General features: G+C 68.6%; 24 protein-coding genes. 9 read left to right on the top strand and 15 right to left on the bottom strand.

All coding sequences use genetic code 11. The features are described from left to right. Positions 1 to 13: 13 nt before the first annotated feature. From ACTJKY_RS01180 to ACTJKY_RS01205, 6 genes are all read right to left on the bottom strand, one after another. Complete coding sequence (locus ACTJKY_RS01180; RefSeq protein ID WP_440845199.1) at positions 14 to 736, bottom strand: TIGR02186 family protein; 723 nt, start codon at positions 734 to 736, stop codon at positions 14 to 16. Between the two features lie 38 nt (positions 737 to 774). Beyond that, positions 775 to 1689 carry a sulfite exporter TauE/SafE family protein gene (locus ACTJKY_RS01185; RefSeq protein ID WP_440843651.1) on the bottom strand — a complete coding sequence of 305 codons (915 nt, stop codon included), beginning with the start codon at positions 1687 to 1689 and terminating at the stop codon, positions 775 to 777. 70 nt (positions 1690 to 1759) lie between these two features. Continuing rightward, positions 1760 to 2365, bottom strand: a complete 606-nt coding sequence (locus ACTJKY_RS01190; protein ID WP_440843652.1) for a hypothetical protein — start codon at positions 2363 to 2365, stop codon at positions 1760 to 1762. Positions 2366 to 2784: 419 nt separating this feature from the next. Then, positions 2785 to 4176 carry a glycosyl transferase family protein gene (locus ACTJKY_RS01195; protein WP_440843653.1) on the bottom strand — a complete coding sequence of 464 codons (1392 nt, stop codon included), beginning with the start codon at positions 4174 to 4176 and terminating at the stop codon, positions 2785 to 2787. Between the two features lie 268 nt (positions 4177 to 4444). After that, a complete protein-coding gene (locus ACTJKY_RS01200; protein WP_440843654.1) occupies positions 4445 to 4966 on the bottom strand; it encodes an RcnB family protein in 522 nt (173 codons plus the stop codon). Between the two features lie 111 nt (positions 4967 to 5077). After that, on the bottom strand, positions 5078 to 5560 hold the full coding sequence (locus ACTJKY_RS01205) for an outer membrane protein assembly factor BamE (protein ID WP_440843655.1): 483 nt from the start codon (positions 5558 to 5560) through the stop codon (positions 5078 to 5080). Between the two features lie 116 nt (positions 5561 to 5676). Between ACTJKY_RS01205 and ACTJKY_RS01210 the strand changes: the two genes are divergently transcribed. Both ACTJKY_RS01210 and ACTJKY_RS01215 read left to right on the top strand, forming a co-directional pair. After that, complete coding sequence (locus ACTJKY_RS01210; RefSeq protein WP_440843656.1) at positions 5677 to 6198, top strand: ubiquinol-cytochrome C chaperone family protein; 522 nt, start codon at positions 5677 to 5679, stop codon at positions 6196 to 6198. Then, entirely contained in the window at positions 6186 to 6713 is a 528-nt protein-coding gene (locus ACTJKY_RS01215) for a YceD family protein (RefSeq protein ID WP_440843657.1), read from the top strand. Before ACTJKY_RS01210 ends, ACTJKY_RS01215 begins: the two co-directional genes overlap by 13 nt. Here the strand turns inward: ACTJKY_RS01215 and ACTJKY_RS01220 are convergent. Both ACTJKY_RS01220 and ACTJKY_RS01225 read right to left on the bottom strand, forming a co-directional pair. Continuing rightward, positions 6688 to 7167, bottom strand: coding sequence for a hypothetical protein (locus ACTJKY_RS01220; RefSeq protein WP_440843658.1), 480 nt, complete (start codon positions 7165 to 7167; stop codon positions 6688 to 6690). The genes ACTJKY_RS01215 and ACTJKY_RS01220 overlap by 26 nt on opposite strands. 39 nt (positions 7168 to 7206) lie before the next feature. After that, the gene (locus ACTJKY_RS01225) at positions 7207 to 7857 is read right to left on the bottom strand and encodes a TetR/AcrR family transcriptional regulator (RefSeq protein ID WP_440843659.1); all 651 of its coding nucleotides are present in this window, start codon (positions 7855 to 7857) and stop codon (positions 7207 to 7209) included. A gap of 113 nt (positions 7858 to 7970) precedes the next feature. Here ACTJKY_RS01225 and ACTJKY_RS01230 point away from each other — a divergent pair, with 113 nt between their 5' ends. From ACTJKY_RS01230 to ACTJKY_RS01240, 3 genes are all read left to right on the top strand, one after another. Next, complete coding sequence (locus ACTJKY_RS01230) at positions 7971 to 10304, top strand: TonB-dependent receptor (RefSeq protein WP_440843660.1); 2334 nt, start codon at positions 7971 to 7973, stop codon at positions 10302 to 10304. A gap of 196 nt (positions 10305 to 10500) precedes the next feature. Continuing rightward, positions 10501 to 11754, top strand: coding sequence for a spinster family MFS transporter (locus ACTJKY_RS01235; protein WP_440843661.1), 1254 nt, complete (start codon positions 10501 to 10503; stop codon positions 11752 to 11754). 44 nt (positions 11755 to 11798) lie between these two features. Beyond that, positions 11799 to 12038 carry a hypothetical protein gene (locus ACTJKY_RS01240; RefSeq protein ID WP_440843663.1) on the top strand — a complete coding sequence of 80 codons (240 nt, stop codon included), beginning with the start codon at positions 11799 to 11801 and terminating at the stop codon, positions 12036 to 12038. Here ACTJKY_RS01240 and ACTJKY_RS01245 read toward each other — a convergent pair whose 3' ends face one another. From ACTJKY_RS01245 to ACTJKY_RS01255, 3 genes are all read right to left on the bottom strand, one after another. Continuing rightward, a complete protein-coding gene (locus ACTJKY_RS01245) occupies positions 12039 to 13607 on the bottom strand; it encodes a peptide chain release factor 3 (RefSeq protein ID WP_440843664.1) in 1569 nt (522 codons plus the stop codon). 86 nt (positions 13608 to 13693) lie between these two features. Further along, positions 13694 to 14557, bottom strand: coding sequence for an aldose 1-epimerase family protein (locus ACTJKY_RS01250; protein ID WP_440843666.1), 864 nt, complete (start codon positions 14555 to 14557; stop codon positions 13694 to 13696). Between the two features lie 57 nt (positions 14558 to 14614). Continuing rightward, positions 14615 to 16984, bottom strand: coding sequence for a S8 family peptidase (locus ACTJKY_RS01255; RefSeq protein ID WP_440843667.1), 2370 nt, complete (start codon positions 16982 to 16984; stop codon positions 14615 to 14617). Between the two features lie 171 nt (positions 16985 to 17155). Here ACTJKY_RS01255 and ACTJKY_RS01260 point away from each other — a divergent pair, with 171 nt between their 5' ends. The 4 genes from ACTJKY_RS01260 to ACTJKY_RS01275 all read left to right on the top strand — a co-directional run bounded on the left by ACTJKY_RS01260 (position 17156) and on the right by ACTJKY_RS01275 (position 19917). Continuing rightward, positions 17156 to 17818, top strand: a complete 663-nt coding sequence (locus ACTJKY_RS01260) for a pyrimidine 5'-nucleotidase (RefSeq protein WP_440843668.1) — start codon at positions 17156 to 17158, stop codon at positions 17816 to 17818. A 1-nt stretch (position 17819) separates the two neighbouring features. Further along, positions 17820 to 18638, top strand: coding sequence for a 2,3,4,5-tetrahydropyridine-2,6-dicarboxylate N-succinyltransferase (dapD, locus tag ACTJKY_RS01265; protein WP_440843669.1), 819 nt, complete (start codon positions 17820 to 17822; stop codon positions 18636 to 18638). 150 nt (positions 18639 to 18788) lie between these two features. Further along, complete coding sequence (locus tag ACTJKY_RS01270) at positions 18789 to 19604, top strand: hypothetical protein (RefSeq protein WP_440843670.1); 816 nt, start codon at positions 18789 to 18791, stop codon at positions 19602 to 19604. Between the two features lie 160 nt (positions 19605 to 19764). Then, on the top strand, positions 19765 to 19917 hold the full coding sequence (locus ACTJKY_RS01275; RefSeq protein ID WP_440843671.1) for a hypothetical protein: 153 nt from the start codon (positions 19765 to 19767) through the stop codon (positions 19915 to 19917). Between the two features lie 10 nt (positions 19918 to 19927). On the opposite strand, the gene ACTJKY_RS01280 is transcribed toward ACTJKY_RS01275, so the two are convergent. The 4 genes from ACTJKY_RS01280 to ACTJKY_RS01295 all read right to left on the bottom strand — a co-directional run bounded on the left by ACTJKY_RS01280 (position 19928) and on the right by ACTJKY_RS01295 (position 24816). Further along, positions 19928 to 20281 carry a hypothetical protein gene (locus ACTJKY_RS01280; RefSeq protein WP_440843672.1) on the bottom strand — a complete coding sequence of 118 codons (354 nt, stop codon included), beginning with the start codon at positions 20279 to 20281 and terminating at the stop codon, positions 19928 to 19930. A 68-nt stretch (positions 20282 to 20349) separates the two neighbouring features. Next, a complete protein-coding gene (locus ACTJKY_RS01285; protein ID WP_440843673.1) occupies positions 20350 to 21387 on the bottom strand; it encodes an aldose epimerase family protein in 1038 nt (345 codons plus the stop codon). Further along, positions 21384 to 23837, bottom strand: coding sequence for a glycoside hydrolase family 3 N-terminal domain-containing protein (locus tag ACTJKY_RS01290; protein WP_440843674.1), 2454 nt, complete (start codon positions 23835 to 23837; stop codon positions 21384 to 21386). The genes ACTJKY_RS01285 and ACTJKY_RS01290 overlap by 4 nt, the downstream gene beginning before the upstream one ends. 85 nt (positions 23838 to 23922) lie before the next feature. Then, on the bottom strand, positions 23923 to 24816 hold the full coding sequence (locus ACTJKY_RS01295; protein ID WP_440843675.1) for an ROK family protein: 894 nt from the start codon (positions 24814 to 24816) through the stop codon (positions 23923 to 23925). Between the last annotated feature and the right edge of the window lie 114 nt (positions 24817 to 24930).

The raw sequence follows: 24930 nt of genomic DNA on the forward strand, positions 1-24930 counted from the left end.
TGGGTGTGTGCGCTCAGAAGCGGCGCCAGAGCGCCCCCGCCCCCCAGCCGAACAGAAACGCGACGCCCACCGCCACGAGGCCATAGGCGATGGCGTTGCGATCGGCGCTGGTCGCGACGAAGCGCTCGAAGCCCGATTTGCGGATCTCGATCGGCCGCACCGCCGCCGCCAGCACCCTGCCGTCGCGGATCAAGAAGGTTTCGGCGGTGAAGCGCCCCACCGGCACCCGCGCAGGAATGGTGAGCCGCGCCCGATACAGCACGCCGCCGGTGATCTCCACCGCACCGGGCGCTTCGTAGAACAGCCCCGTCCGCCGCTTGAGGTCGACGAAGCCGCTGTCGAAGCGCTGCTGGATCTGCGGGGTGGCGCCCGAGGCGGGGGAGAGCTGCAGGCTATCCAGCCCCAGTTCGTAGATCGCCCGCGTCCGCTCGTCGACCAGTTGGCGGATCGGCCCCGATGAGGCCATGGCGTAGAAGCTCGGCGCCGAGCGATAGCGCATCTGCGCGGCATTGACCCATATGCCCGCGACCTTCGACTTTTCGCGGACCACCACCGATTCGGTCGGCCCCTTGATCACCACGACGATGTCGGCGGGCCGCTCGCCCGCGTCCGGTGCACGGCCGCCGGGATAGAGGATCGCGCCGAACAGCAGCAGCTCGGCGCCGGTGAAGCTGTAGGCGATCTCGATGTCGCGCTGGGATACGTCGGGCACCAGCTCGGGCTTGGCCTGCCCCATCAGAAGGGGGGCGAGCAGCGCCAGCGCCCCCGCCCGTCTCACGCCGCCGTCACCGAATAGATCTCGTCCGGGCGCCAGGCGAGACCCGCCAGCATCCGCGCCGCAACCAGCAGCACGATCACCGCGAGCAGCAGCCGGAGATATTCGGGTTTGGCCTTGGCGGCGAAGCGCGCGCCGAGCTGCGCGCCGACCACCGAGCCGAGCAGCAGCAGGATCGCCAGCACGATGTCGACCGCCTTGGTCGTCGTCGCATGCACCATCGTCGCCACCGCGGTGGTGAACAGCGTCTGGAACAGCGAGGTGCCGACCACCGTCTGCGTGCCCATGCCGAGGATGTAGAGCATCGCCGGCACCAGGATGAAGCCGCCGCCCACCCCCAGCAGCATCGTCAACACGCCGGTGAACACGCCGAGCAGCAGCGGCGCCAGCGGCGAGATGTAGAGGCCCGAGGCGTAGAAGCGCCAGCGGAAGGGCAGCGAGGCAACCAGCGGATGGTGTCGCCGCTTGCGCGCCCGGGGCGGCCGCGCGCCGCGCGATACCCGGATCGCGCCGACCGATTCCTTCGCCATCAGCCCGCCGATCGATCCGAGCAGGAGGACGTAGAGCACGCCGATCACCACGTCGATCTGGCCGCTCGCCTGCAGCAATTTGAACAGCCAGCCGCCGAGCAGGCTGCCGAGGATGCCGCCGGCGACGAGCACCGCCCCCATCTGCACGTCGACGCCGTTGCGGCGGAAATGCGCGAACACGCCGGAGACGCTGGCGCCGGTCACCTGGCTCGCCGCCGAGGCCGCCGCGACGGTGGGCGGGATGCCGTAGAAGATCAGCAGCGGCGTGGTGAGAAATCCGCCGCCCACGCCGAACATGCCCGAGAGCAGCCCCACGCCCAGCCCCAGCGCCACGATCACGAGCGCGTTGACCGACAGATTGGCGATGGGAAGGTACAGATCCATGCGGCCCTAGGCCTAGCCGGTTTGTGCCGGCTTGCGAAAGGGAGAAGGTGGGATCGGCGAGGCGTTCGGCTTAGAAATCGCTGCCCAAGGTGAGTGCGATGCCGGAGCCTGGCCGGGCATTGCCGGCGATCCGCTGCCGCCAATCCAGCGCGATGTGCGCCTGCAGCGCTCCGATCGGCACGCTGGTGACCAATGTCGGTCCGATATCGAGCCGCTGCACGCCGCGCTGCGCGGCACCCCAGCTGCCGATGCCGGCCGCCAGCGTCGTCCTACGTCCAGCGGCAACGGTGCGCGCGAGCCGCAGCGCGCCGTCTGCGTAAGGCTCCACCCGCGCGCGGAGGATCGCGCCGGCCTGGCCATAGGCTTCGAGCCGGAAGCCCGCGAGCTCGCGGGTGAGGCCGGCCACCGCACCGAGACCCGGCCCGCCATGGATGCCGTCCAGGCCAAAGCGCTCTTCGACGGCAATCCGCAAGGGCATGCGCGCCGGCCGCCACTCGAACCCGAACGCGGCTTCCGCGCCCCGCCCGCGCAAGGGTCCGGCAAGGCGTCCAACCGCCGCGACCCTGCCCCGCCGATCCAGCGCGCGGACCACCCGCACGCCATATTGGCTGCCGCCCAGTTGCCCCGCCGCCGGCGCCGCGCCGATGCCCTGGCCGGGTCGTAGCGCCAGCCACATGCTCCCGCTCCACCGTCGCGGCGGGGGCCCGGGAGGATCCAGTCGCTGTCCAGGAAAGGCTTGCGCGACCACCACCCCCGGCGCCGATGCCGCGCCGGCCCCCTCGGTTCCGGGCGGCGGCGGTGTGGCAGCGTCGGGCGCGCGGATCGGCCAGCCGGGCCGCGCGCCCTCAAGGGGCCGGACGGCGAGATGCGGTGGCGCCCGTGGCTTCGACACGCGGTGCGGCACGGCCGGATCGGGCTGGTGCGGGATCGGCCGAGCCACGAAGCGCGCCGCCAGCACCGGGCTGCCCGTCAGCCGCGGGGGAAGAATCGAAACCGGGTTCGCCGCTGGCGGCCATAATTGCACGCATCGCAGCCCGATCCAGCCCAGCCCGACCAGACCGACGAACCGCAGCGGTCTGCCGCGGCCCGCCCGGTTCATGCAGCGGCCGATTGCGGATCGAAGGAAACGCTGGGGAACTGGTGCGCGGTTTTGTCCCAGCGCAGCGGCGCACCGGCGAGCAGGCCGACATAGATCCACAACGCCCGCCGCGCCGCGAGCAGCCCGATATAGTTGCCGACCACCATCCGCGGCACGGCCCAGCGCGCCTCTCGCCAGCCGTGGAGACGCGTGACGAGCGCCGTCCGCATCGCCACGCGCCAGCCGAGCAGCAGCAGATTGAGCGCCACCAGCTGCCCGAGCAGACCGTCCTGGGCGGGCGACCGGCTACCGCTCAACGCGTGGCAGAGCGAAGACAGCCCCCAGCAGACCAGCGCGGCATAGGCGATGGCGAGCACCGGCATCGCCAGCGCCACCCGGCGATCGCGCATCCGCATCCAATGGTCCCCGAGGTCCAATGGCCGTCCCCACCCCGTCCGATCCCAGCCGGCCAGTGCGATGCCGGCCATCCACCGTGCCTTTTGCCGCACCGCCGCCGACACCGTAGCCGGAAAATAGGCGCGGATGGCCACCGGGGTCCCACCCGGACGTTCGGGGACGCGCACGAAGGCGCAGCGCGTGCCGAGCGCACGCAGGCTGAGGCCGAGCTCGTAATCCTCGGTCAGGCTCGTCGCGTCGAACGGCATGCCGCGCACCGCGGCAATCCGGCGCAACACGTCGCAGCGAATCGCGCACCCCACCCCGGCAAGCGGCAAGCTCGCGCCCAGCATCTGCCGCACCAGCAACGTCGCGCCATGCGATTGGGCGAATTCGTCGAGATAATGGCCCGAGACCAGTCGCGATCCCGGCTGGCAGAGCGGCGCGACCGGCAGCTGAACGGCGCCATGGGTGCCGATCCAACCGGCATAGACGGCGAGCTCCTGCGCGTGCACCACGTCTTCCGCGTCATGCAGCACCACCGCGGTGAACGCTTCCCCCTCGGCGACCTCGTCCCGCTCCAGCGCTGCCCAGAGCGTGTTCAGGCAATCGGCCTTGGTCGTCGGGCCCGGACGTGCTCCGATCACCAGCCGAACGCGCGAATCGTCCGCCCGCAGCGAGAGCACCGCCGCGATGGTGGGCGGATCGTTGGGGTAGGTGCCGACATAGATGCGGTAAGGGCCGTCCCTCCATCGGTTGATCATCGAGCGCAGCATCGGTGCGATGACCGCCGACTCGTCCCAGGCGGGTACGAAGATAGCGAAACGATGGTCGGCCGCCACCATGGGGCTTTCAAAAATAGAGGCCCCACTCCCCCTGCGTTTTCCGATACAATTGTAGAGAAAAAGCAGATCGACGACGAGATCATCTATTCCGCCGATCGCGAGAAAGATCGCTGCGAATAAGGTGAGCTCGCGCGTGACAGCGTCGAGGATACTCAGTGCCATCAGCATTCCCCCCCGGGCGATGCATCCGAATCGGACACCGGCATGTTTGCGAGGAAATGCAGTTAGGGCAACCCGAACGTTTCAGGAACCAGCACGGGAACGTCGTAATACCGCCGTGGCGCAGGCGATTTTGCCCGAAGGATTGCACCATTCCGGCGATATTTTTCTTGGGAACTCTAATGCCCGTGCGCCGTTATGCTGGCGCAACAGATCCCTTGGATAACCCGCAACCTGAAACGGCCGCATCGACAGGATCGATGCGGCCCTTTTTTTGTTACCAGTAGAAGCCGGGGACCACCCGGATCACGGCGCCACGCCGCGTATCGACGAGCAGCACGTCGTTATAGTGGCGCACCCATTGCTGGCCGAAAGCAGGGCGGGGCAGGTGATACCGCCAGGGATCGCCGATCACGTAGCGCGGGCCGTAATAGACCGTGCCGATCCGCGCGCCCGGCTGGAAGCGATAATAGCGGAACGGCGCCCGCCATTCGCCACGGGCATAGAGGCCGCGGTTGCGGTCGCGCCAGGTGCGCCAGTCATTCTCGGCCCAGCGGCGGTCGCGGTCGCGCAGATCCTCGCGATATTCTCGGTGCGCGTCGCGCAGGTCGCGACGTTCCTCGTGGATGCGGCGCGGATCGCCCGACCATTGCGCGCGGCGCAGGTCGTGCTCGGCGTCGCGAATGTCGCGGCGGTCGTCACGCAGCTCGGCGCGCGACTGCGCCATTGCGCTCGCCGGCACCAGCAGCGCGGGCGCCGCGATCGCCGTCAGCAGGGCGATGGGAACGAGCTTCTTCATATGCTTCTCCATCCTGATCATACCCGCCGGTCCGAAGGCCGGCTTGGGACGATCTATGTAGAAGCACGGCTGAACGTTGCGAGAACGATCCGGTCAGTCGGGAGCAAGCAATTACGGGCCGGTATTGCCACCGCCGCCGGGACCACCACCCGCACCCGGCGCGCCGACGGTGCCGATATTGCCGAACAGATCGGAGAAGAAGCTGCGATGACGGCCCAGCGTCGGCGTGGTCTTGCCGTACGGACTGATCGACGCGTCGAGCTCGACGCCGGTCTGGTCGATCGACTTCACGTTACCGGCCTGATCGAAGCGGATGCGCAGCGTCGTCTGGCTCTTCACCTTCGGGTTGCGGAAGGCGAAGTTGCTGCTGTCGCGCGAGACGTAGAACCATTCGCCTTCGTTGAACTGGCTGGTGAAGCTCGGATGACCCAGCGTCTGCATCACCGAGTCGCGGGTATCTATGCCCGGCTGCACCGAGGCGACCAGATCGTGATCGACGACATAGCCCTGATGCGTCCGCACCGGCGTACAGGCGGTGGTGCCGAGCACGACCAACAACGCGGCGGTGCCGAGCGTGCGAACGGGAAGCGACATCAGGATCTCCAGGCAAACACGAGCGGCCCCCGGATTGCATCGCGGGCCGAAGGCCTCAATATGCGGCAAAATGCGGCCAAACAAGGTCGCACCCAAGGAAGGCACGAACAACGGCGATGCGAATGCTCCAGCGGCTCTTCGGCAAGCCCGATCGCGGCACCGCCCCGCAGCTCTATGCGGGGGTCGTCGCGCGCGGCCGTGCGCCGCACTGGTACACCGACGGCGCGGTGCCGGACACGGTCGACGGCCGGTTCGACATGATCGCCGCGGTGCTGTGCATGGTGCTGCTGCGGCTGGAGGCGGAGCCTGCCGGCATTCCCGTCAGCACCGCGCTCGCCGAATGCTTCATCGACGATATGGACGGCCAGCTGCGCGAGATCGGCATTGGCGACATCATCGTCGGCAAGCATGTCGGCCGGATGATGGGCATGCTCGGCGGCCGGCTCGGCGCCTATCGCAGCGGGCTGGCCGAGGGCGACCTCGGCCCGGCACTGGTCCGCAACCTCTATCGCGGCGAGGCCCCCGCGCCCGCCGCCCTCACCCATGTCGAGGCGCAGCTGCGCGCCTTTCGCGATACGCTGGCAGCACTGCCGCTGGCGCGGGTAATCGCAGGAGAGCTTCCCGAATGGCCGATGTAGAATTTCCCCGCCCCCACCGGCTCGACCAGATCGGCGCCGGCGAAAGCGACGTCCAGATCACCGCGAACGAGGACGAGCGCGCCGCGCTCAGCACCCGCTTCGGTCTCAAGACCATCGAGAAGCTGGAGGCCGTCTACCATCTGCGCCGCGATGCGCAGGGCGTGGTCGCCCGCGGCCACCTCTCCGCACGGCTCACGCAAGCCTGCGTCGTCACCGGCGACCCGTTGCCCGCCAAGGTCGAGCAGGATTTCGCGATCCGCTTCGTCCCCGAAGCGACCACCACCGGCGAGGACGAGGTGGAGCTGAGCGAGGACGAGTGCGACACCGTTTTCTATTCGGGCGGCACGATCGACCTCGGCGAAGCCGCGGCCGAGACGATGGCGCTCGAACTCGATCCCTATCCGCGCAGCCCGCGCGCCGCCGAGGTGCTGCGCGAGGCGGGGGTGAAGAGCGAGGAGGAAGCCGGCCCGACCAAGGCCCTGGCCGGGCTCAAGGATCTGCTCGCGAAGAAGTAAGGGGCTGTCGGCGGGTGGCGGCCAGCCCGCCCGCCAGCAGCAGGCCGATCGCCAGCACAAGGAGCGAGCCGGCGGCGAACGAATCGCCAAGGATCACGAAGCGGCCGATCGGCGTGCGCAGGTCGCGCAGCCCCGCCCAATAGGGCAGCACCAGCAGCCCGCGAAGGACGAACAGGCCGGCAATCCCCGCCAGCGCCGCGCGGTGCAGCCGCCCGCGTGGCGGCACTCGGCACAGGGCGGCCAGCCCCAGCAGCAGCCCCGCGATCAGCATCGTCCCCACCGGCGCGAGCCACGTCCCCGCGGCGCGCGAGGCAAGCACGACCGGCGGCGCGCCAAGCCAGGCCATCCATACCGGACCGGCGGCATAGGCGGCGAGGTGGGTCGCTGCGCCGAACGCCAGGCCGATGCCGGCCAGACGGAAAGCAAACCGCCCGGAAGCTTGTGTATTGTTCATATAGGACACGCTAGCGGCGCGACTTGGCGTTGCAAGCCCCTAGCGGCCGGTGCCGATCCCCCGTGCCAGCAGCTGCGCCACCACGTCGGCGATCGCCTCGGGCGGGGTGCCCTCGTCCCACACGCTGTAGCGCAGGCCGAGGAACACGTTCATCCCCATGATCGCCCAGGCGTGGATCTCGCCGACATCGTCGCGCACTTCGCCGCGCTCGGCGGCGGCGCGCAGGCGGGCGGCGATGCGATCGGCGGTGCTCGCATAATGGTGGCGGAAACTGGCGGGATCGACGAACTCGGCCTCGTCGACGATCCGGTAGATCTCCTTGTGCGTGCGCGCGAAGCGGATGAAGGCGAGCAGCGCGGCGCGCTCGGCATCGATCTGGTCGCGCGCGCCGCGCAGCGCCGGGCCGACATGCTCGCGCACCTGATCGCTCATGTCGCGGACCAGCGCGCGGAACACCGCGTCCTTCGAATCGAAATAGGTGTAGAAGCTACCCAGCGCGACACCGGCCCGCCGGGTGATCCCGCTGATCGAGCCGTCGTGAAAGCCCTTCTCGCCGAACTCCGCCGCTGCCGCATCGAGGATCGCGCGCAGCGTGCGGCGGCCGCGTTCGGTGCGCGGCACCTTGGCGTCGCTGGCCGCTTCGCCCGCTCCAACTCCGGAAGTGGCTGCAATGCCACGATCGCCCGCCATGCTCCGCCTCCCCTTTCAATCCCAAGTTGAAACCCGGTTCAGGTTTCAGTATAGCGTCCGGCAACGGCTTACAACCCGCGTTCAAAGATGGGTTGCACCAGGGGAGGATTACCATGTCACGGCACGATTCCGTTCGTATCGTCCTGCTCGCGAGCGCCGCACTGCTCGCCGCAACGCCCGCCTTCGCCCAGGACAGCGAAGCCGCCGGCCAGACCACCGAAATCGCGCAGCAACAGCAGGATGGCGAGATCATCGTCACTGCCCGCCGCCGCGCCGAAAGCCTGATCGACGTGCCGATCGCCGTCACCGCGATCAGCGGCGCGCAGCTCAATGCCCAGGGCGCGCTCGACATTACCGACATCGCCCAGTCGGCGCCGAACGTCTCGCTCGAGGTATCGCGGGGCACCAACAACACGCTGTCCGCCTTCATCCGCGGCGTCGGCCAGCAGGACCCGGTCGCCGGGTTCGAGGCGGGCGTGGGGCTCTATCTCGACGACGTGTATCTGAACCGCCCGCAGGCGGCGGTGCTCGACATCTACGACGTCGAGCGGATCGAAGTGCTGCGCGGGCCGCAGGGCACGCTGTATGGCCGCAACACGATCGGCGGCGCGGTAAAATACGTCACCAAGCGGATCGGCACCGACCCGACTCTTCAGCTGCGCGGCAGCTATGGCTCGTACAACCAGGCCGATCTGGTGGTGAGCGGCAGCGCACCGATCGGCGACACCGGGCTCAAGATCGGCGCGGCCGGCGCGCGGCTGAGCCGCGGCGGCTTCGGCACCAACCTCACCACGGGCCAGGACAATTACAACAAGGACCTGTGGGCCGCCCGCGGCACGGTCGAGTACGAACCGAGCACCAGCGCCTTCTTCCGCGTCTCCGGCGACTATACCCATGACAAGAGCAACAGCCGCGGCGGCCACCGGCTGATCCCCGGCATCGTCAGCGGCACGCCGGTGCTGGTCGACAAGTTCGATTCGCAGGGCGGTCTGGTCACGCCGCGCCAGGACGTGAAGGCCTGGGGTGTCACCGGGCTGGCCGAACTCCGCCCGGCCGACTGGCTGACCTTCCGCTCGATCACCGCGTATCGCAAGGACGACAGCGCCACGCCGATCGACTTCGACGCGCTGCCGGCGGTGCAGGTCGACGTACCGGCCTTCTACAACAACAAGCAGTTCAGCCAGGAAGCACAGCTGCTGGTGGATACCGGCGGCCTCTCGGGCCTGCTCGGCGTCTATTATCTCGATGCCAAGGCGCGCACCGTGTTCGACGTGCGCCTGCCCGGCGGCGTGACCGCGCTGACCTTCGGCGACGTGAACACCGATACCGTTGCGGTGTTCGGCGACTTCACCTACGATCTCACCCCGATGTTCAGCATCTCGGCCGGCGGGCGCTATACCTGGGACCAGCGCCAGTCGCGCGTGCTGCGCCAGACCTATCTTGGCGGCGGCTCGCCCTATTTCGGTGGCACCGGCGTCCTTGCCCTCACTACCTCGGACTTCCGCGGCAGCGCCGACTTCAAGAAGTTCACGCCCCGCGCCTCAATCAGCTTCAAGCCGAGCCGGGACCATACGCTCTACGCAAGCTGGTCGAAGGGCTTCAAGGGCGGCGGCTTCGATCCGCGCGGGCAGACCAGCGCGTGCAAGACGCCGAGCGGCGCGGCCTGCACACCCGCCCAGATCTATGACTTCATGTCGTTCGACCCCGAGAACGTCACCAGCTATGAGCTGGGCTACAAGGCGGCGCTGTTCGATCGGCGGCTGACCTTTGCGCTCGCCGCGTTCCACGCCGATTACACCGACGTGCAGGTGCCGGGTTCGATCGGCACCACGATCAACGGCCAGCAGACCTTCATCGGCATCACCACGAATGCCGGCAAGGCGCGAATGCGGGGCGTCGAGTTCGAGGGTAATTTGATCGCCGCGCGCGATCTCGGTGCCCGCGGCGGCACGCTCAACCTCAACTGGTCGGTCGGCTATCTCGATGCGCGCTACCTCCGCTTCATCGACTCGCGCGGGATCGACGTCGCCAATCGCCGTCGCATCCAGAACACCCCCGATTGGACCGCGAGCGGCACGATCGGCTATTCGGTGCCGGTGGGCAACGACGGCCAGGTGGCGGCGAGCTTCACCGCCTCCTATCGCAGCGCCTCGCAGCAGTTCGAGCTGCGCACGCCGATGCTGGACCAGCCCGGCTTCACGCTGTTCGACGCGAATGTGAACTGGGACATCGACAAGAGGTTCTCGATCGGGGTGCATGGCCGCAACCTGTTCGACAAGCGCTACATCGTCTCCGGCTACAACTTCCTCGCGCAGAACCCGGACACGGGCGACTTCCTGCGCACGCCGGCCGGGGCCTATATGCCGACGCTGGGGACCGAGGGCGTGCTGACCGGCTATTACGGCAATCCGCGCCAGGTGTTCGTGACGGGGACGGTGAAGTTCTAGGGGCGCGCCATCACCCTCACCCTCCCCACCGCCTACGGCGGCGGGTCCCCTCCCTCTCCCTTGGAAGGGAGAGGGCGCTACAACCCCTCTCCCTTCCAAGGGAGAGGGAAGGAGCGGCGAAGCCGCGGAAGGGTGAGGGTGCTCGGCAGCAAACGCGCTGGCGCTTTCAGAACCGGCCGCGCACAAAGGACCCACCATGCCCCCACACCCAACCCGCCCCGCCGCCCCACGCGGCCTCGTCCTCGCGATGCTGCTGCTGGTCTATATCTTCAACTTCCTAGACCGGCAGATCCTCTCGATCCTTGCCCAGCCTGTGAAGGCGGACCTGGGGCTCGACGATGGGCAGCTCGGCATGCTGGGCGGTTTCGCCTTCGCGCTGCTCTATTCCACCCTCGCCATCCCGCTGGCGATGCTGGCGGACCGCACCAGCCGCAGCTGGGTGATCGCCGTCTCGCTGGGCGTGTGGAGCGCCTTCACCGCGCTGTGCGGCACGGCGCAGCATTTCACGAGCATGTTCCTCTTCCGCCTGGGCGTCGGCGTGGGCGAGGCGGGCGGGGTCGCGCCGAGCTATGCGCTGATCGCAGACGCCTATCCGGCCGAGCGCCGGTCGCGCGCGCTGTCGATCTATTCGCTCGGCATTCCGCTCGGCTCGGCGGGCGGCGCATTGCTCGGCGGCTATATCGCCCAGACGGTGGAGTGGCGGACCGCCTTCCTCGTCGTCGGGCTGCTCGGGCTGGCGATCGCGGTACCGTTCAAGCTGCTCGTTCGTGATCCCCCGCGCGTGACCCCGGCCAAAGACCAGGTGCCGCTCTCCCGCGTCTTCGGCATCCTCGCAACCAAGCCGAGCTTCTGGCTGCTTGCCTTCGGCGCGGCGGCGGGGTCGATGTGCGGATACGGCGTGGCATTCTGGCTGCCGAGCCTGATCCTGCGCAGCTTCCAGCTCGACCTCGCGCAGGTCGGCCAGTTCTTCGGCGGCCTCGCGCTCACCGGCGGCGTGGCGGGCATCCTGCTGGGCGGCTGGCTGGGCGACCGACTCGGGCGCCGTGATCGCAAGTGGTACGCGCTCGCTCCGGCGATCTGCTACGTCCTCGGCCTGCCGTTGTTCGTCGCAGGCGTGCTGGCGCAGAGCTGGCAGGCGGCGTTCCTGCTGTTCCTGGTGCCGCAGGCGCTGGTCTATGTCTGGCTGGGGCCCGTCCTCACCGCCGTCCAGCACCTCGTGCCGCCGCAGATGCGCGCCACCGCCTCGGCCTCGTTCCTGCTGATCAACAACCTGATCGGGCTTGGCCTGGGCAGTTGGGTGATCGGCCTGCTCTCCAAGCAGCTGACGCCGGCCTACGGGGCGGCAGACGGCCTGCGCTACGCGATCGCGGCGGGCCTTGGCCTCTACCTCGTCGCCGGCATTCTGATGGCGCTGGCGAGCCGCCGGCTGGCGGCGGACTGGGTCGAATAGCGGCGCGATTCCCGCTGCCGCATCCTTACTTCTATAATAACCATATGAGCTATACCCCGACCGACCTCGCCAAAGCCGAGAAGAATGTGGTGCTCGCGGAGCGCCACATTGCCGCCCAGCAGGAAGTGCTCGCGATGATGCGCGCCGCCGGCAGCCCCACCGAGGGCGCCCAGGAACTGCTCGCCAAGTTCGAAGCCGATCGCGGCCGCGCCGAGCGCATCCGCGACTGGATCGCCAGCGGGCTGGGCGAACGCAGCCGCGAGCCGCAGCGCGCAGCGGCCTGATTACCGCTCGCGCGTCGCCGCGAACTTCACCTTGCTGTAGCGCTCGGCAATATACCCGACTTCCCAGGCCGACTTGGCCAGGAAGACAGGGTTGCCGTCGCGATCCTTGGCGAGTGCGCCGCGGTTGAGGTCGAGGAATTCCTTGAGCGCGGCGGCATCGTCCGACGAGATCCAGCGCGCGGTGTCATAGGGCGAAGGCTCGAGCACCGCGCCCACCTTATATTCCGCATCCAGCCGGCTGAGCAGCACGTCGAGCTGCAGCTGGCCGACCACGCCGATGATCCAGTTCGATCCGATCTCCGGATAGAAGACCTGGATCACGCCCTCTTCCGACAGATCGTCGAGCGCCTTGCGCAGCTGCTTGGTCTTGGTCGGGTCCTTCAGCTGCACGCGGCGCAGGATTTCCGGCGCGAAGTTGGGAAGCCCGGTGAAGCGCACCCCCGCCCGCTCGGACAGCGTATCGCCCACGCGCAGCGTGCCGTGGTTGGGGATGCCGATGATGTCGCCCGGAAACGCCTCGTCTGCGAGTTCACGCTCGCGGGCGAAGAACAGGATCGGCGAGTGGATCGCGATCGGCTTGCCGTGCCCGGTCGGCGTCAGCTTCATGCCGCGCTTGAAGGTGCCCGAGACCAGCCGCATGAACGCGATGCGGTCGCGGTGGTTGGGGTCCATATTGGCCTGGACCTTGAACACGAAGCCGGTCACCTCGTCGCGGGTCGGCTCCACCGGCTCGGGCTCGGCGGGCAGCGCGTGCGGCGGCGGGGCGAACTCGGCGATCGCGGCGATCAGCGAATCCACGCCGAACTCCTTCAGCGCCGAGCCGAAATAGACGGGCGTCATGTCGCCGTTGCGAAAGGCCTCGCCGTCGAACGTCGCATAGCCGGCCTGCGCCAGCTCGACATCCTCGCGCAGCTTGGCGAGATTGGCGGGCGAGACGATCGCGTCGAGCTGCGGATCGTTCACGCCGCTGGTCTGGATCACCTTGCCCTGGAATTCGCGGCTGTCGCCTTCGGGGAGCAGCAGGCGGTTGTTGGCGAGGTCGAAAATGCCCTCGAAGGTGCCGCCCATGCCTACCGGCCAGGTCATCGGCACCACGTCGAGCTGGAGCAACTCCGCCACTTCGTCCAGCGTCGCGAACACTTCGCGTCCCTCGCGGTCGACCTTGTTGACGAAGGTGATGATCGGCACGTTGCGCAGCCGGCAGACCTCGAACAGCTTGCGCGTCTGGCTCTCGATGCCCTTGGCGACGTCGATCACCATCACCGCGGAGTCGACGGCGGTCAGTGTGCGGTAGGTGTCTTCCGAGAAGTCCTCGTGGCCCGGCGTGTCGAGCAGGTTGAAGGTCACGCCCTGCCGCTCGAAGGTCATCACCGAGCTGGTGACCGAGATGCCGCGCTGCTGCTCGATCTTCATCCAGTCCGAACGCGCACGCCGCGCCTGCCCCCGCGCCTTCACTTCGCCGGCAAGATGGATCGCGCCGCCGAACAGCAGCAGCTTTTCGGTAAGCGTGGTCTTGCCCGCGTCCGGGTGCGAGATGATGGCGAACGTACGACGATCGGAGGGGGACATGCGGGTACTTCGAACGGGAGGGAGAATCGCGACGCCTTAGTCGGTGGCGGGGTTTTTATCCAGCAGCGAGTGGGCGTGGATGTCCCTCAGTCGACCAGCGTCACATCCATGGCGAAGCGCCGCGTCTCGCCGGGCGCGAGCCGCTGGATGCCGGGCTTGTCCCAGATCTCGCCGTCGAAGCCCGCCGGATCGGCGATGCCCCACCAGGGCTCGACGCAGACGAAGCGCGCCCCCGGCTTGGTCCAGATGCCGAGCAGGCCGGTATCCGGGAAGCGGATGCGCAGCTGCGGGCCCTCTTCCGCACCATAGAGCAGCCCCCGGCTGGCGAGCTGGTCCCAGATCAGCGCGTCGGCGGTGAACAGCGCGTCGGAAAGCGGCAGCTTTTGGCCCTCCACCGGGCTGGTCCGGCGGTCTGGCGCGATGCCGCCCTCGCCGATGTAGCGGAGCGACGAGAATTCCGGCTCGTCGAACAGGATGCGGTGATCGGCCCGCGAATGCCCATAAGGCAGCGGCCAGGCGAACGCCGGATGGAATCCGAAGCTGGCAGGCATGTCGCGCGTGTCGCGGTTGGTCACCGCGATCTCGACCCACAGCGTGGTGTCTTCCAAGCGATAGGTCGCATCGAGGGTGAAGGCGAAGGGATAGACCGCGCGGGTCCCGGCATCGTCTTCCAGCCGGAACGTCACGCGATCGGCGCCCTGCTCCACCAGCGCGAAGTCGCGGCGCCGGGCGAAGCCATGCTGCGGCAGGCTATAGTCCTTGCCGTCCAGCCGATAGCGGTCGCCGACCAGCCGCCCGACGATCGGGAACAGCAGCGGCGCGTGACCGGACCAGAAGGCGGGATCGCCATCCGTCATCAGCTCGCGCCCGGCGGGGTCGCGCAGCGACGAGAGCTCGGCCCCGTGCGGGTTGATCGCGGCGGTTAGCCGCGCGCTGGTGATCTCGATCATCACGTCTCTCCTGGCAGCCTGCCCGCCCTACAGGCGCGCCGCTGCCAGGGAAAGCCGTCAGAAGCCCCAGTTCAGCCGCACCGCGCCACCCAGGTCGCTCGGCATCGCGGCGATGTTGCCCGGCTGGCGGCGTAGGAACAGGTTGCTGCTCACATCGCCGTCGGCGAAGCGCCAGTGATAGCGAAGCTCATAGTCGATTTCGCGGCCCACCGGCGCGAGGTTGATCCGCTCGCTGCTCCAGCTGGTCACGCTGAGCGTACCATAGTCCCAGCCCTGCGGCAGGGTGAGGCCGATGCCACCGCGGGCCACGCGCAACGGCTGGGCGACGCGCAAGCCGATCGAGTCGCTGCCGAACAGCCCATCCTTGCCGATGTCCGCCGCCCAGGCATCGGTGCGGATAAGGCCGGAACCCTGGATGCCTTCGCGCAGGTGCACGTTGGTCCAGCCCTGGCGGAGCGATCCGCCGAGGCTCAGCCCCAGGCCGAGATCCCAGCGCACGCCCAGATCGGCGAACAAGCTGCTCGCCCGCGCCGCACCCAGGCCCGCGCTGAATCGCGCGCCCAGCACCGTGTTGTTTTCCGACAAGCGGGTCAGGCCGAGACTGGCGTTGAGCCCGCCGAAGCGGCGATCCAGCGCGACCGTGCTGCGGTCATAGCCGAAGCGCAGCCAGCGTGCCTGCAAGGCCGCCGCATCGCCCGCCCGCTGGCTGAGCACATTGCCGACTTCGCTGGCGACCGTCAGCCCCCAGGGGCCGATCGCCTGGCGCACCGCCGCCGATCCCCCGACATCGGTATCGAAGCCGGCATTGCTCAGCGGATCGCGCGCGATCAGGAAGGCGGGGTCGGCGCGGCCCGCCAGCTGCGCGGTCAGCACGTTGCCGGTCTGCGAGGCGCCGAAGGCGAACTGCACCTTGGAGCCCAGCCGGCCGCTCACCGTCGTCGCCAGCATCCGCGCCACGCCCGCGTCGCGGCTGGTGATGCCGAGCCGTTCGATCTGCACCGAATCGCCCGCGGGCACGAGCGACACCGCTACGCGCATCTGGTCGTCGCCCACCGAGAAGCTGCGATCCCGCGCCGCCATCAGCGCCGGCAGGTTGCGCGACAGGCTCTGCCGCTGGAAGCTGTTGGTGATCGTCGTCGCATAGGCGCGACCGAAGGAATCGAGCGCCGCCATGCCGAGCGCGCCCTGGCTGGCATCGCCCATCGGCCCGCTCAGCGTGCCATTGACCGTCGGCGAGATCACTGCGCTGGTGCCCGCCACCGACATGGCGCCGACCGGCTGGAAGGCGCGGGTGAGATCGAGCACGCCGCGCCCATAGATCGCGTCCACGCCCGGATCGCCCACGTCGCGCGCCGTCGCGTAGAGCAGGTCGACGATCTGCTGGCCCGTCAAATTGGGGAAAGCCTGGGCAAGCAGCGCGATCGCCCCGGTGATCTGCGGTGCCGAGAAGGACGTGCCGGACCAGATATAAGCGGTATTCTTCGCATCCGGCGCACGGACGCCCTCCCCGACCGCGGCCAGATAGACGGGGGCCGAGGTTCCGGCGCGGTTGGAGAAGCTGGAAATCACGTCGCTGGAATTCACCGATCCGGCGATGATCACCAGGCCACGCGCGATCGCCTGGTTCATCGCCGCGCTGGTGAAGGCGTCCGGATTCGCGGCGCCGTCGTTCCCCGCCGCGATGACCACGATTACGCCGGCCGCGGTCGCGCGGTCGATCGCCGAGGCCAGCGTCGACGAAGCCGAATCGCCGCCGAGCGAGATGTTGACGACGCGCGCGCCCGCCTGCCGGGCGCGGTCCAGCCCCTGAGCGATCGCAGTGTCGGAGAATTTGCAGGTGGTAGTATCGGTGCCGTTGCAGCTACCCGGCTGGTCAGCACGCTCGACGACAAGCTGTGCGTTGAACGCCACGCCTTGCGTGCCCGCATCGTTGCGCCGCCCGGCGATGGTGAACGCAACCGCGGTGCCGTGCCCGCCGACATCGTCCACCGTCCCGTTACCGCCAGGATCGCTGGAACTGGCGAGAATGCGGCAGGTGCCGGTACCCAACCCGCCCGAACAGTCGCCGAATTCGGCGCTCTGCACGTCGATGCCCGAGTCGATCACGCCGACCTTGATACTGGTGCCGATTGCGCCGCTCTTGTAGGCGACCAGCGCGTTCATCGAAACGGCGCCGACCGTCGCACGATATTCGGTGGTGTCGTAGTTGGTGGCCGGTGTCGGGGTCGGCGTCGGGGTAGGGGTCGGCGTCGGGCTCGGCACCGGGGTGGGTGTCGGGGTGGGCACCGGAGTCGGGCTGGGCGTGGGAGAAGGCGCGGGTGCCGGGATCTGCGCCGGCGCGGGGGTCGGCGCGGGCGCGCTTGCGACACCGCCGCCGCCGCTGCACGCGCCGAGCGCCACGAGGCCGCCGATCGCCGCCGTGTGCATCCAACCTACGCGTAACGCCACTCGCATACCGAAAACCTTCGTATCAGGAGGATCATCACCTACCCGCCGATTGGTTTTTTTTGCGTTTACCTGGGCGCCATAGGAGTCCCTGCGGGGCGCGGCGCGCTCGGCGCTTGCGGCGGCGGAGGGCACCTCCTACACGCGCCGGCGATGCTCGCCTCGCTCTCGCACGTCCGCACCTGGATCTTCGATCTGGACAACACGCTCTATCCCGCGAGCGCCAACCTGTTCGCGATGATCGATGCGCGGATCGGCGAATATGTTCAGCGCCTGCTCCATTGCTCGCCGGAAGAGGCGCACAAGGTGCAGAAAGCCTATTTCCACGCGCACGGCGCCACGCTGTACGGCCTGATCCAGGAACACGGCACCGATCCGCACGACTATCTGGACTATGTCCACGATGTCGACATGAGCGTGCTGGAGGCGAACGAGGCGCTGGTCGAGGCGCTGGCCCGCTTGCCCGGCCGCAAGCTGATCTTCACCAACGGCGATGCGCCCTATGCGCAGAAGGTGCTCGACCGGCTGGGCCTTGGTGAAACGTTCGAGGCGATCCACGACATCCACGCCACCAGCTACCGCCCCAAGCCGGAGCCCGCCGCCTATCGGGGCCTGTGCGACGCTTATGGCCTCGACCCCCATGCCTGCCTGTTCGTCGAGGACATGGCGCGCAACCTGGGGCCCGCCAAGGCGATCGGCATGACCACCGTCTGGATCGACAATGGCTCGGAACAGGCGCCGGACGCCGACCGCAGCTTCATCGACTATACCATCACCGATCTCGGAGCCTGGCTCCACAGCATCTTGGAGAGCTGACATGACCGATCTCGCCGCGACGATCGACGCCGCCTGGGAAGACCGCGCGAACCTGAGCTTCGCCACCGAAGGCGCGGTGCGGGAAGCCGTCGCCGAAGCGCTGAACCTGCTCGATCGCGGCGAAGCCCGCGTCGCCGAGCGGGTGGACGGCGGCTGGCAGGTCAACCAGTGGCTCAAGAAGGCCGTGCTGCTCAGCTTCCGCCTCAACGACAATGTCGTCGTCCCCGGCCCCGAAGGCACCGCCTGGTTCGACAAGGTGCCGTCGAAGTTCACCGGCTGGGGCGAGGGCGCGTTCCGCGACGCCGGCTTCCGCGCGGTGCCGGGCAGCATCGTCCGCCACGGCGCGCACATCGCCAAGGGCGCGGTGCTGATGCCGAGCTTCGTCAACATCGGCGCCTATGTCGGTGAAGGCACCATGGTCGATACCTGGACGACGGTGGGCAGCTGCGCGCAGATCGGCAAGAACGTCCATCTCTCGGGCGGCGTCGGCATCGGCGGCGTGCTCGAGCCGCTGCAGGCCGATCCGGTGATCATCGGTGACGGCGCGTTCATCGGCGCGCGTTCGGAAGTGGCCGAGGGCGTGCGCGTCGGCGAAGGCGCGGTGCTGTCGATGGGGGTCTATCTCGGCGCCTCGACGAAGGTCGTCGATCGCGCGACCGGCCAGGTCTATCGCGGCGAAGTGCCGCCCTATGCGGTGGTGGTGCCCGGCACCCTGCCCGCCGAGAACGGCAAGCCCGGCCTCTACTGCGCGGTGATCGTCAAGACCGTCGACGCACAGACCCGCAGCAAGACGGGTATCAACGAGCTGCTGCGCGACTGATTGTTACGAGGGTCGTTACACATCGCGGCGGGAATGCGGAATGCCGACACGCTTTCGCCCCAATCCCGCCGCGTCCGCCACGGCGTATAGCGACCGCCGGGGTGGAGCTCGAATCCCCGGCGTCGCCTTGTCCTGAGTGTCCCGCGCGCCATGCTATCCACCTCTTCCGCCTCGTCCGTGCGCCGGTTGCGCGTCTCGCTGCGCGGGCGCACCGTCGCCATTCTGCTGGCGCTGGCGATCGAGCTGCTGATCGCGCTCCTGCTGCTGTGGATGGCGCCGCACATCGAGCCGAAGCAAAAACCCAAGACGGTCGTGTTCGGGATCGAGGCCTCGGAAGGCGAGCAGGCCCCGGCCGAGAAGGACGCGGCCAAGGCACCCGAAAAGGCCCACAAGCGCGCGGGTGAAAAGGCGGCGGCGGAGCAGCCGACGCCCCCTACCGCGGACCTGCCCCCGCCGCCCGTCGTGCCGCCGGTATCCAGCGGCCCACCGAGCTTCATCGTGATGAGCCGGCGCGACTATGCCGCGACCGATATCGCCAAGGCACCCGCCGCGCAGGCGGGGGACCAGGGCAACACCCAGAGCGCCGATGCCGGCGGCGGCAGCGGCGCCGACGATACCCCCCGTGCCGGCACCGGCCCGCACGGCGAGACGCTCTACGCCGCCGACTGGTATCGGCGTCCGACCAACGCCCAGCTCTCCCCCTATCTGCCGCAGCGCGCGCTGGGCCGGGAGGGTTGGGGCGAAGTCGCCTGCCGGACGATCGAGCGCTACCAGGTGACCGATTGCCAGGAACTCGGCGAATTCCCGCGCGGCTCGGGCTATGCCGGTGCGGTACGCCAGGCGGCGTTCCAGTTCCGGGTGAAGGCACCGCGAGTCAACAGCCGGCTCATGATCGGCAGCTGGGTGCGGATCCGCATCACCTATTCGCAGCGTGCGGGCGGGGGCGACGGGGGCGACGCCGACTGAGGCGCTGGCGTTGCGGCAGGCACCCGGGCACCCTAGATCCGCGATTGTACGGATGCATAAGGCACTTCGTATGGGTTTTGTTTGGCGCTGATTTGTGCGAGAGCGTCGGCGCGCTAGCCGTCGCGGCCGATGACCGCACGGCGCAGATCAGGTGGTTACGATGATTTGGGTTCCGATTCTGCTGGGCACGTTCAAGCTCGCCGTGTTCGGCACGGGCATGTTCTTCGCCATCAAGTGGCACTACGACCAGGGCAAGAAGAAGGAAGAGGAAGCGCGCGCCGCCGCCGAGGCCGCGCTCGAAGAAACCGAGTAACGCGCTGGCTTCAGCTCGACGCGGGGTCCTCCGCCGCGAGACGCGCCAGCCAGGCCTGTGCCTGCTTGGGCTCGCCGACCGCCGAGGGCCCGACCGGGCCGCGCGCGGCAAGAAATTCCTGCTGAAGCGCGAAGGGCGGCAGGCCGAGCCGATCGCGCGCGTCGTCGATCTCCTCGCCCAGTTCGGCCAGATGATCGAGCGTCGGCCGGGTTGCGGCGCGGGCATGCCGGTCCTTCTGGTGGTCGAACAGCCCCCATTTGCCCGCGGCGGTGCGCTCCAGCGCCTCGATCAGCGCGGCGCGATACTCGGCCTCGAGTTCGATGCGACGATGGTCCAGCCGTTCGAGGCGCTCTGCTTTTGCCATGGCGGTCGTGTATCTGGGACGGGCGGCGCGAACAACCTGACTTCCTTAAGCCCCCCAGTAGGAAGGGCTCAAAGTTGGAACGCCGCGTCCACATCCCCAGCCGTGCGAAACCGGAACGCCATGCTGTGGCGATACGTCTCCCCCGCCTCGATCCGCGCCGAGGGGAACCCCGGCTGGTTGGGGCTGTCGGGAAACTTCTGCGGCTCCAGGCACAACCCGCCGCGCTTCGGATAGACACCACCGCCGGTCCCCGGCGCGCCGTCCGCAAGATAATTGCCCGAGTAGAACTGCACGCCCGGCTCGGTCGAATGCACCTCCAGCACGCGGCCGGAGCCCGGATCGAACAGCGTCGCGATCCGGCGCTCGAACCCGGCCGGACCATCCAGCACGAAATTATGATCGTAGCCCTGCCCCAGCGCGAGCTGCGCATCCGCCGCATCGATGTCGCGACCGATCGGCTTGGGGCTGCGGAAGTCGAAGGGGCCGCCCTCCACCGGCGCCAACGCCCCCGTCGGGATCAGCGCGTCGTTCACCGGGGTGATCGCGCCCGCCGGGATCTGCAGCAGATGATCGAGCACGGTCGCCCCGCTGCCTTCGCCAGCGAGATTGAAATAGGCGTGCTGCGTCAGGTTGACGATCGTCGCCCGGTCCGCCGTGGCGGTGAAGCGCACCGCCAGCCCGTCCTCCTCCAGCGCATATTCCACCCGCGCAACCAGATCGCCGGGGAAGCCGTTCCAGCCATGCGGCGTGTCGAGGCGAAAGGTGACGGCATCGTCGCTACGCGCTTCGACCGTCCAGAGCTGCTGGTCGAACCCGTCCGGCCCCGAATGGAGGCTGTTGCCATTCTCGTTGGTGGTCAGCTGGAAGGTCTCGCCGTCCAGCGTAAAGCGGCCACCGGCGATGCGGTTGGCATAGCGCCCCGCCACCGCGCCGTAATAGCGCGGCGGCTGGCGGCGATAGTCCTCGAGGTCGGCATAGCCGAGCACGACATTGTCCGACCGGCCCTGCCGATCGGGCACCTCCAGCCGGTGGAGCGTCGCACCCAAAGTGAGGAACTGCGCGCGGAATGCCCCGCGCGCAATCGTGACGACCTCGATCCCGCTCATTGGCCCGGGCAAACCGAGTTGGCGGGATCGGACACGATCTTCGCCTCGGCCAGCGAGAGCGTGAAGGGCCCGTTCGCCTGGAGCACGATCGGTGCGTTCACCTTGGTCACGTCGACTCCGTTCTTCTGATAGCATTTCAGCAGCACGTTGACCGTCTGCCAGCCGCGCTTGCCGGTGAACAGGCTGGTCGCGTCGATCGTTCCCGTGTTCTTGCCGCCTTCCATCGACAGCCGCACCGGACCGGTCGGGCCAGCATCGACGCGGTAGACCAGCCGCAGCGACAGGTCGCCATTGGTCTCGCGGCTAAGGTCGAGATCGCTCCCGCCGATGCGCAGCGTCGCCGGACCCGCAGGCCAGGTCAGCTGCTGCGCGCCTTCCTGGGTCGCCGGGCCGTCGACGGTCTTGCGGGTGATCTTGCTGTCGGTCGCGAAGGAGAAGGGCGCCGGCGCGACCCCCTTGGCGAAGAAAATGCTGGTGTTGGCCAGCGACGCATCGACGCCCGAGACTTCGCTCAGCGCACCGACATTGCCGGGCTTGGCGTAGCTCAGGCCATAGCCGAACGCGAAGAGCGGGTCATAGCCCGGCTCGCCGCGGTTGAGCGTGAACTGCCCCGCGGTCTTGGGCCAACTGAACGAGAGTTTGCCGGTGAAGTCGCGGCGCGGCTTGCCTGCCTTGTCGCCGATCAGCACGTCGGCCACGCCCGCACCTTCGCTGCCCGGCAGCCAGGCGGCGACGAACGCATCCGAGGCGTTGAGCTCGGGGTTCACCCAGAGCGGGCGGCCCGACAGGAACACCGAGACGACCGGCACGCCCGCGGCCTTCAGCTTCTTGAGCAGCGCCAGCGCCTGCTTGTCGCCCGGCTGGAATTCCAGCGTGCGGACGTCGCCGCGCATCTCGGCATAGGGCTCCTCGCCGAACACCACGATGGCGACATCGGGCTTGGCCGTGAAGCTGCCGTCCGCCGAAAGCGTCGCGGTGCCGCCGCCGGCCTTCACCGCCGCCTGGATGCCCGCGAAGATCGTCTCCCCGTTCGGGAACATGCTGTTCGGGTTGCCGTCGCCCTGCCAGCTGAGCGTCCAGCCGCCCGACTGCTGCGCCATCGAATCGGCACCCGGCCCCGCGACCAGCACATTGGCGCTCGCCTTCACCGGCAGCACGCCGCTGTTCTTCAGCAGCACGAGTGACTCCGCGACGGCCTGCCGCGCGATCGCGCGATGCTCGGCGGCGCCGACCAGCTCGGGCTTGCTCTCATAGGGGCGGGCGGCGTTGAACAGGCCCATCTGCACCTTCACGCGCAGGATCCGGCGCACCGCATCGTCCACCCGCGCCATCGGGATCGTGCCGTCCTTCACATGCGCGATGGTCGATTCGTACAGCCCCTTCCAGCTGTCCGGCGCCATCGCCATGTCGAGCCCGGCATTGAACGTCGCGGCGCAATCGGTAGGGGTGCAGCCCGGCACCTGGGCATGGCCGTTCCAATCGCCGACGACGAAACCGTCAAAGCCCATCTTGCCCTTCAGCACATCGGTGAGCAGCGACTTGTTGCCGTGCATTTTCACGCCGTTCCAGCTGCTGAACGAGGCCATCACGGTCATCGTGCCGGCATCGATCGCGCCCGGATAGCCGGCATTGTGGATGCGGATCAGCTCGTCCTCGGAGACACGCGTGTCGCCCTGGTCCTGCCCGCCAAAGGTGCCGCCGTCGCCGAGGAAATGCTTGGCCGAAGCCGCGACATAGCCCTTCTGGAGCCGGTCCTTGGTGCCGGGCGCGCCCTGCAGGCCGCGGATCATCGCCCCGGCATAGCTGCGCACGACCTCGGGTTCTTCCGAATAGCCCTCGTACGCGCGGCCCCAGCGCTCGTCCTGCGGTACGGCGAGCGTCGGCCCGAACGCCCAGTCGATGCCAACCGAGCTCGTTTCCTCGGCGGTCGCGCGGCCGATCTTCTCCATCAGCGCCGGGTCGCGCATCGCGCCCAGGCCGACATTGTGCGGGAAGAGTGTCGCGCCGACGACATTGTTGTTGCCGTGGACTGCGTCGATGCCGAACATGATCGGGATGGCGACATGACTGCCCTTGCGGGCGAGCGCGGCCTTCTGGAACGCCTGCGCGGTCGCCAGCCACGGCCCGCGGGGGCTGCGGTCGGGCGCGCCGATCGGCGGCGAGCTGCCGCCCGCGAGGATCGAGCCCAGCGGATAGACCGCCAGATCCTCGGGCTTGATGCTGCCGATATCGGCCTGGATCATCTGGCCGACCTTCTCCTCCAGCGTCATCTTCGCCAGCAGATCGGTGACGAACTTTTCGGTGGCGGGATCGATCAGGCCCTGGCTCTTGGCCGCCGGCCATTTGTCAGGATGGGCGACACCGGACAACGCTGTCGGCGCCTGCTGCGCGATTGCGGGCGCGGCGGCGAGGATGGTGGTGGCCAATAGCAGCTTCAGGCCTGCGGGCATGGATCTCTCTCCCCTGGGTTGTTGGGGGAGGCGATACCGCAGGACCGGCGCCCAAGTCCATGCGCCGGCCAAACTTTGCCGAGGGTTAGTTGCCCTGTGCCTGCAGCGCCATCGCGATCGGCCCCATCGGCCCGGCCTGGTCGCCCAGCGCGGGGGAGACGATATAGGGCGCCGGCGGCACGGTCAGATAACCGGCGATGCTCTCGCGGAGCAGCGGGTCGATCCGGGCGAGCAGATGCGGCTGGCGCTGCATCACGCCCCCGCCGATCGCGATCCGCTGCGGCCCGGCGGTCGCGACCATGGTGTGGCAGAGCAACGCGATCGCCGAGGCGACGCGGTCCCATACCGGATGGTCCTCGCCAACGCTGTCGACCGGCTGATCGCCCAGCGCCGCGCGGATGCCGGTGCCCGAGGCGAGGCCCTCGATGCAATCGTCATGGAAGGGGCAGCCGCTCGGCGCGGTGTCGGTAGGCAGGCGCGGCACGCGGATATGGCCCATCTCGCAATGCCCGATGCCGCGGGTCGGCTTGCCGTTGATCACCAACCCGACGCCGACCCCGGTGCCGACGGTGACATAGGCGAAGTCGGTCAGCCCCTGCCCCGCGCCCCAGCGCATCTCGGCCAGCGCCGCACCGTTGACGTCGGTGTCGAACGCCATCGGCACCGCAAAGGGTGCTGCGAGGCGGCGGGCCACGTCGGTGCCGCTCCAGTTCGGCTTGGAGGTGGTGAGGATATGGCCGAACTGCGCGTGGGCGGGATCGAGGCACACCGGCCCGAAGCTGGCGATGCCGAGTGCGGCAAAGCCGCGCGTCCCCCACCAGCCGGCGAGCACCGCCTCCAGCGCGGCAAGCGTCTTCTCGGGCGCCTCGGTCGGCACGGTTTCCTGCGCGACGATGTGATCGGGGCCATGCGCGAGGGTGAGGATGCACTTGGTGCCGCCGAGCTCGATGCCGGCAACGGGAAGGGTCGTGGTCGACATCAGCGGCGGAAGCCCCAAGCTGGCTGGTTTCCCATGCGATCGATCGCCACCGACATTCCTCCCCAGCGGGCCGGCAGCACGCCGGTCTGTTCCTGAACCATCGCGCCCTGCGCG

Origin of the sequence: Sphingomonas sp. 22176 (assembly GCF_052045505.1) — a bacterium.
GTDB lineage: Bacteria > Pseudomonadota > Alphaproteobacteria > Sphingomonadales > Sphingomonadaceae > Sphingomonas.

Coding starts and splice junctions, on each gene's coding strand:
- ACTJKY_RS01180 (WP_440845199.1), bottom strand. CDS start 736: ATGGGGCAGGCCAAGCCCGAGCTGGTGCCCGACGTATCCCAGCGCGAC.
- ACTJKY_RS01185 (WP_440843651.1), bottom strand. CDS start 1,689: ATGGATCTGTACCTTCCCATCGCCAATCTGTCGGTCAACGCGCTCGTG.
- ACTJKY_RS01190 (WP_440843652.1), bottom strand. CDS start 2,365: ATGTGGCTGGCGCTACGACCCGGCCAGGGCATCGGCGCGGCGCCGGCG.
- ACTJKY_RS01195 (WP_440843653.1), bottom strand. CDS start 4,176: ATGCTGATGGCACTGAGTATCCTCGACGCTGTCACGCGCGAGCTCACC.
- ACTJKY_RS01200 (WP_440843654.1), bottom strand. CDS start 4,966: ATGAAGAAGCTCGTTCCCATCGCCCTGCTGACGGCGATCGCGGCGCCC.
- ACTJKY_RS01205 (WP_440843655.1), bottom strand. CDS start 5,560: ATGTCGCTTCCCGTTCGCACGCTCGGCACCGCCGCGTTGTTGGTCGTG.
- ACTJKY_RS01210 (WP_440843656.1), top strand. CDS start 5,677: ATGCGAATGCTCCAGCGGCTCTTCGGCAAGCCCGATCGCGGCACCGCC.
- ACTJKY_RS01215 (WP_440843657.1), top strand. CDS start 6,186: ATGGCCGATGTAGAATTTCCCCGCCCCCACCGGCTCGACCAGATCGGC.
- ACTJKY_RS01220 (WP_440843658.1), bottom strand. CDS start 7,167: ATGAACAATACACAAGCTTCCGGGCGGTTTGCTTTCCGTCTGGCCGGC.
- ACTJKY_RS01225 (WP_440843659.1), bottom strand. CDS start 7,857: ATGGCGGGCGATCGTGGCATTGCAGCCACTTCCGGAGTTGGAGCGGGC.
- ACTJKY_RS01230 (WP_440843660.1), top strand. CDS start 7,971: ATGTCACGGCACGATTCCGTTCGTATCGTCCTGCTCGCGAGCGCCGCA.
- ACTJKY_RS01235 (WP_440843661.1), top strand. CDS start 10,501: ATGCCCCCACACCCAACCCGCCCCGCCGCCCCACGCGGCCTCGTCCTC.
- ACTJKY_RS01240 (WP_440843663.1), top strand. CDS start 11,799: ATGAGCTATACCCCGACCGACCTCGCCAAAGCCGAGAAGAATGTGGTG.
- ACTJKY_RS01245 (WP_440843664.1), bottom strand. CDS start 13,607: ATGTCCCCCTCCGATCGTCGTACGTTCGCCATCATCTCGCACCCGGAC.
- ACTJKY_RS01250 (WP_440843666.1), bottom strand. CDS start 14,557: ATGATCGAGATCACCAGCGCGCGGCTAACCGCCGCGATCAACCCGCAC.
- ACTJKY_RS01255 (WP_440843667.1), bottom strand. CDS start 16,984: ATGCACACGGCGGCGATCGGCGGCCTCGTGGCGCTCGGCGCGTGCAGC.
- ACTJKY_RS01260 (WP_440843668.1), top strand. CDS start 17,156: ATGCTCGCCTCGCTCTCGCACGTCCGCACCTGGATCTTCGATCTGGAC.
- dapD (WP_440843669.1), top strand. CDS start 17,820: ATGACCGATCTCGCCGCGACGATCGACGCCGCCTGGGAAGACCGCGCG.
- ACTJKY_RS01270 (WP_440843670.1), top strand. CDS start 18,789: ATGCTATCCACCTCTTCCGCCTCGTCCGTGCGCCGGTTGCGCGTCTCG.
- ACTJKY_RS01275 (WP_440843671.1), top strand. CDS start 19,765: ATGATTTGGGTTCCGATTCTGCTGGGCACGTTCAAGCTCGCCGTGTTC.
- ACTJKY_RS01280 (WP_440843672.1), bottom strand. CDS start 20,281: ATGGCAAAAGCAGAGCGCCTCGAACGGCTGGACCATCGTCGCATCGAA.
- ACTJKY_RS01285 (WP_440843673.1), bottom strand. CDS start 21,387: ATGAGCGGGATCGAGGTCGTCACGATTGCGCGCGGGGCATTCCGCGCG.
- ACTJKY_RS01290 (WP_440843674.1), bottom strand. CDS start 23,837: ATGCCCGCAGGCCTGAAGCTGCTATTGGCCACCACCATCCTCGCCGCC.
- ACTJKY_RS01295 (WP_440843675.1), bottom strand. CDS start 24,816: ATGTCGACCACGACCCTTCCCGTTGCCGGCATCGAGCTCGGCGGCACC.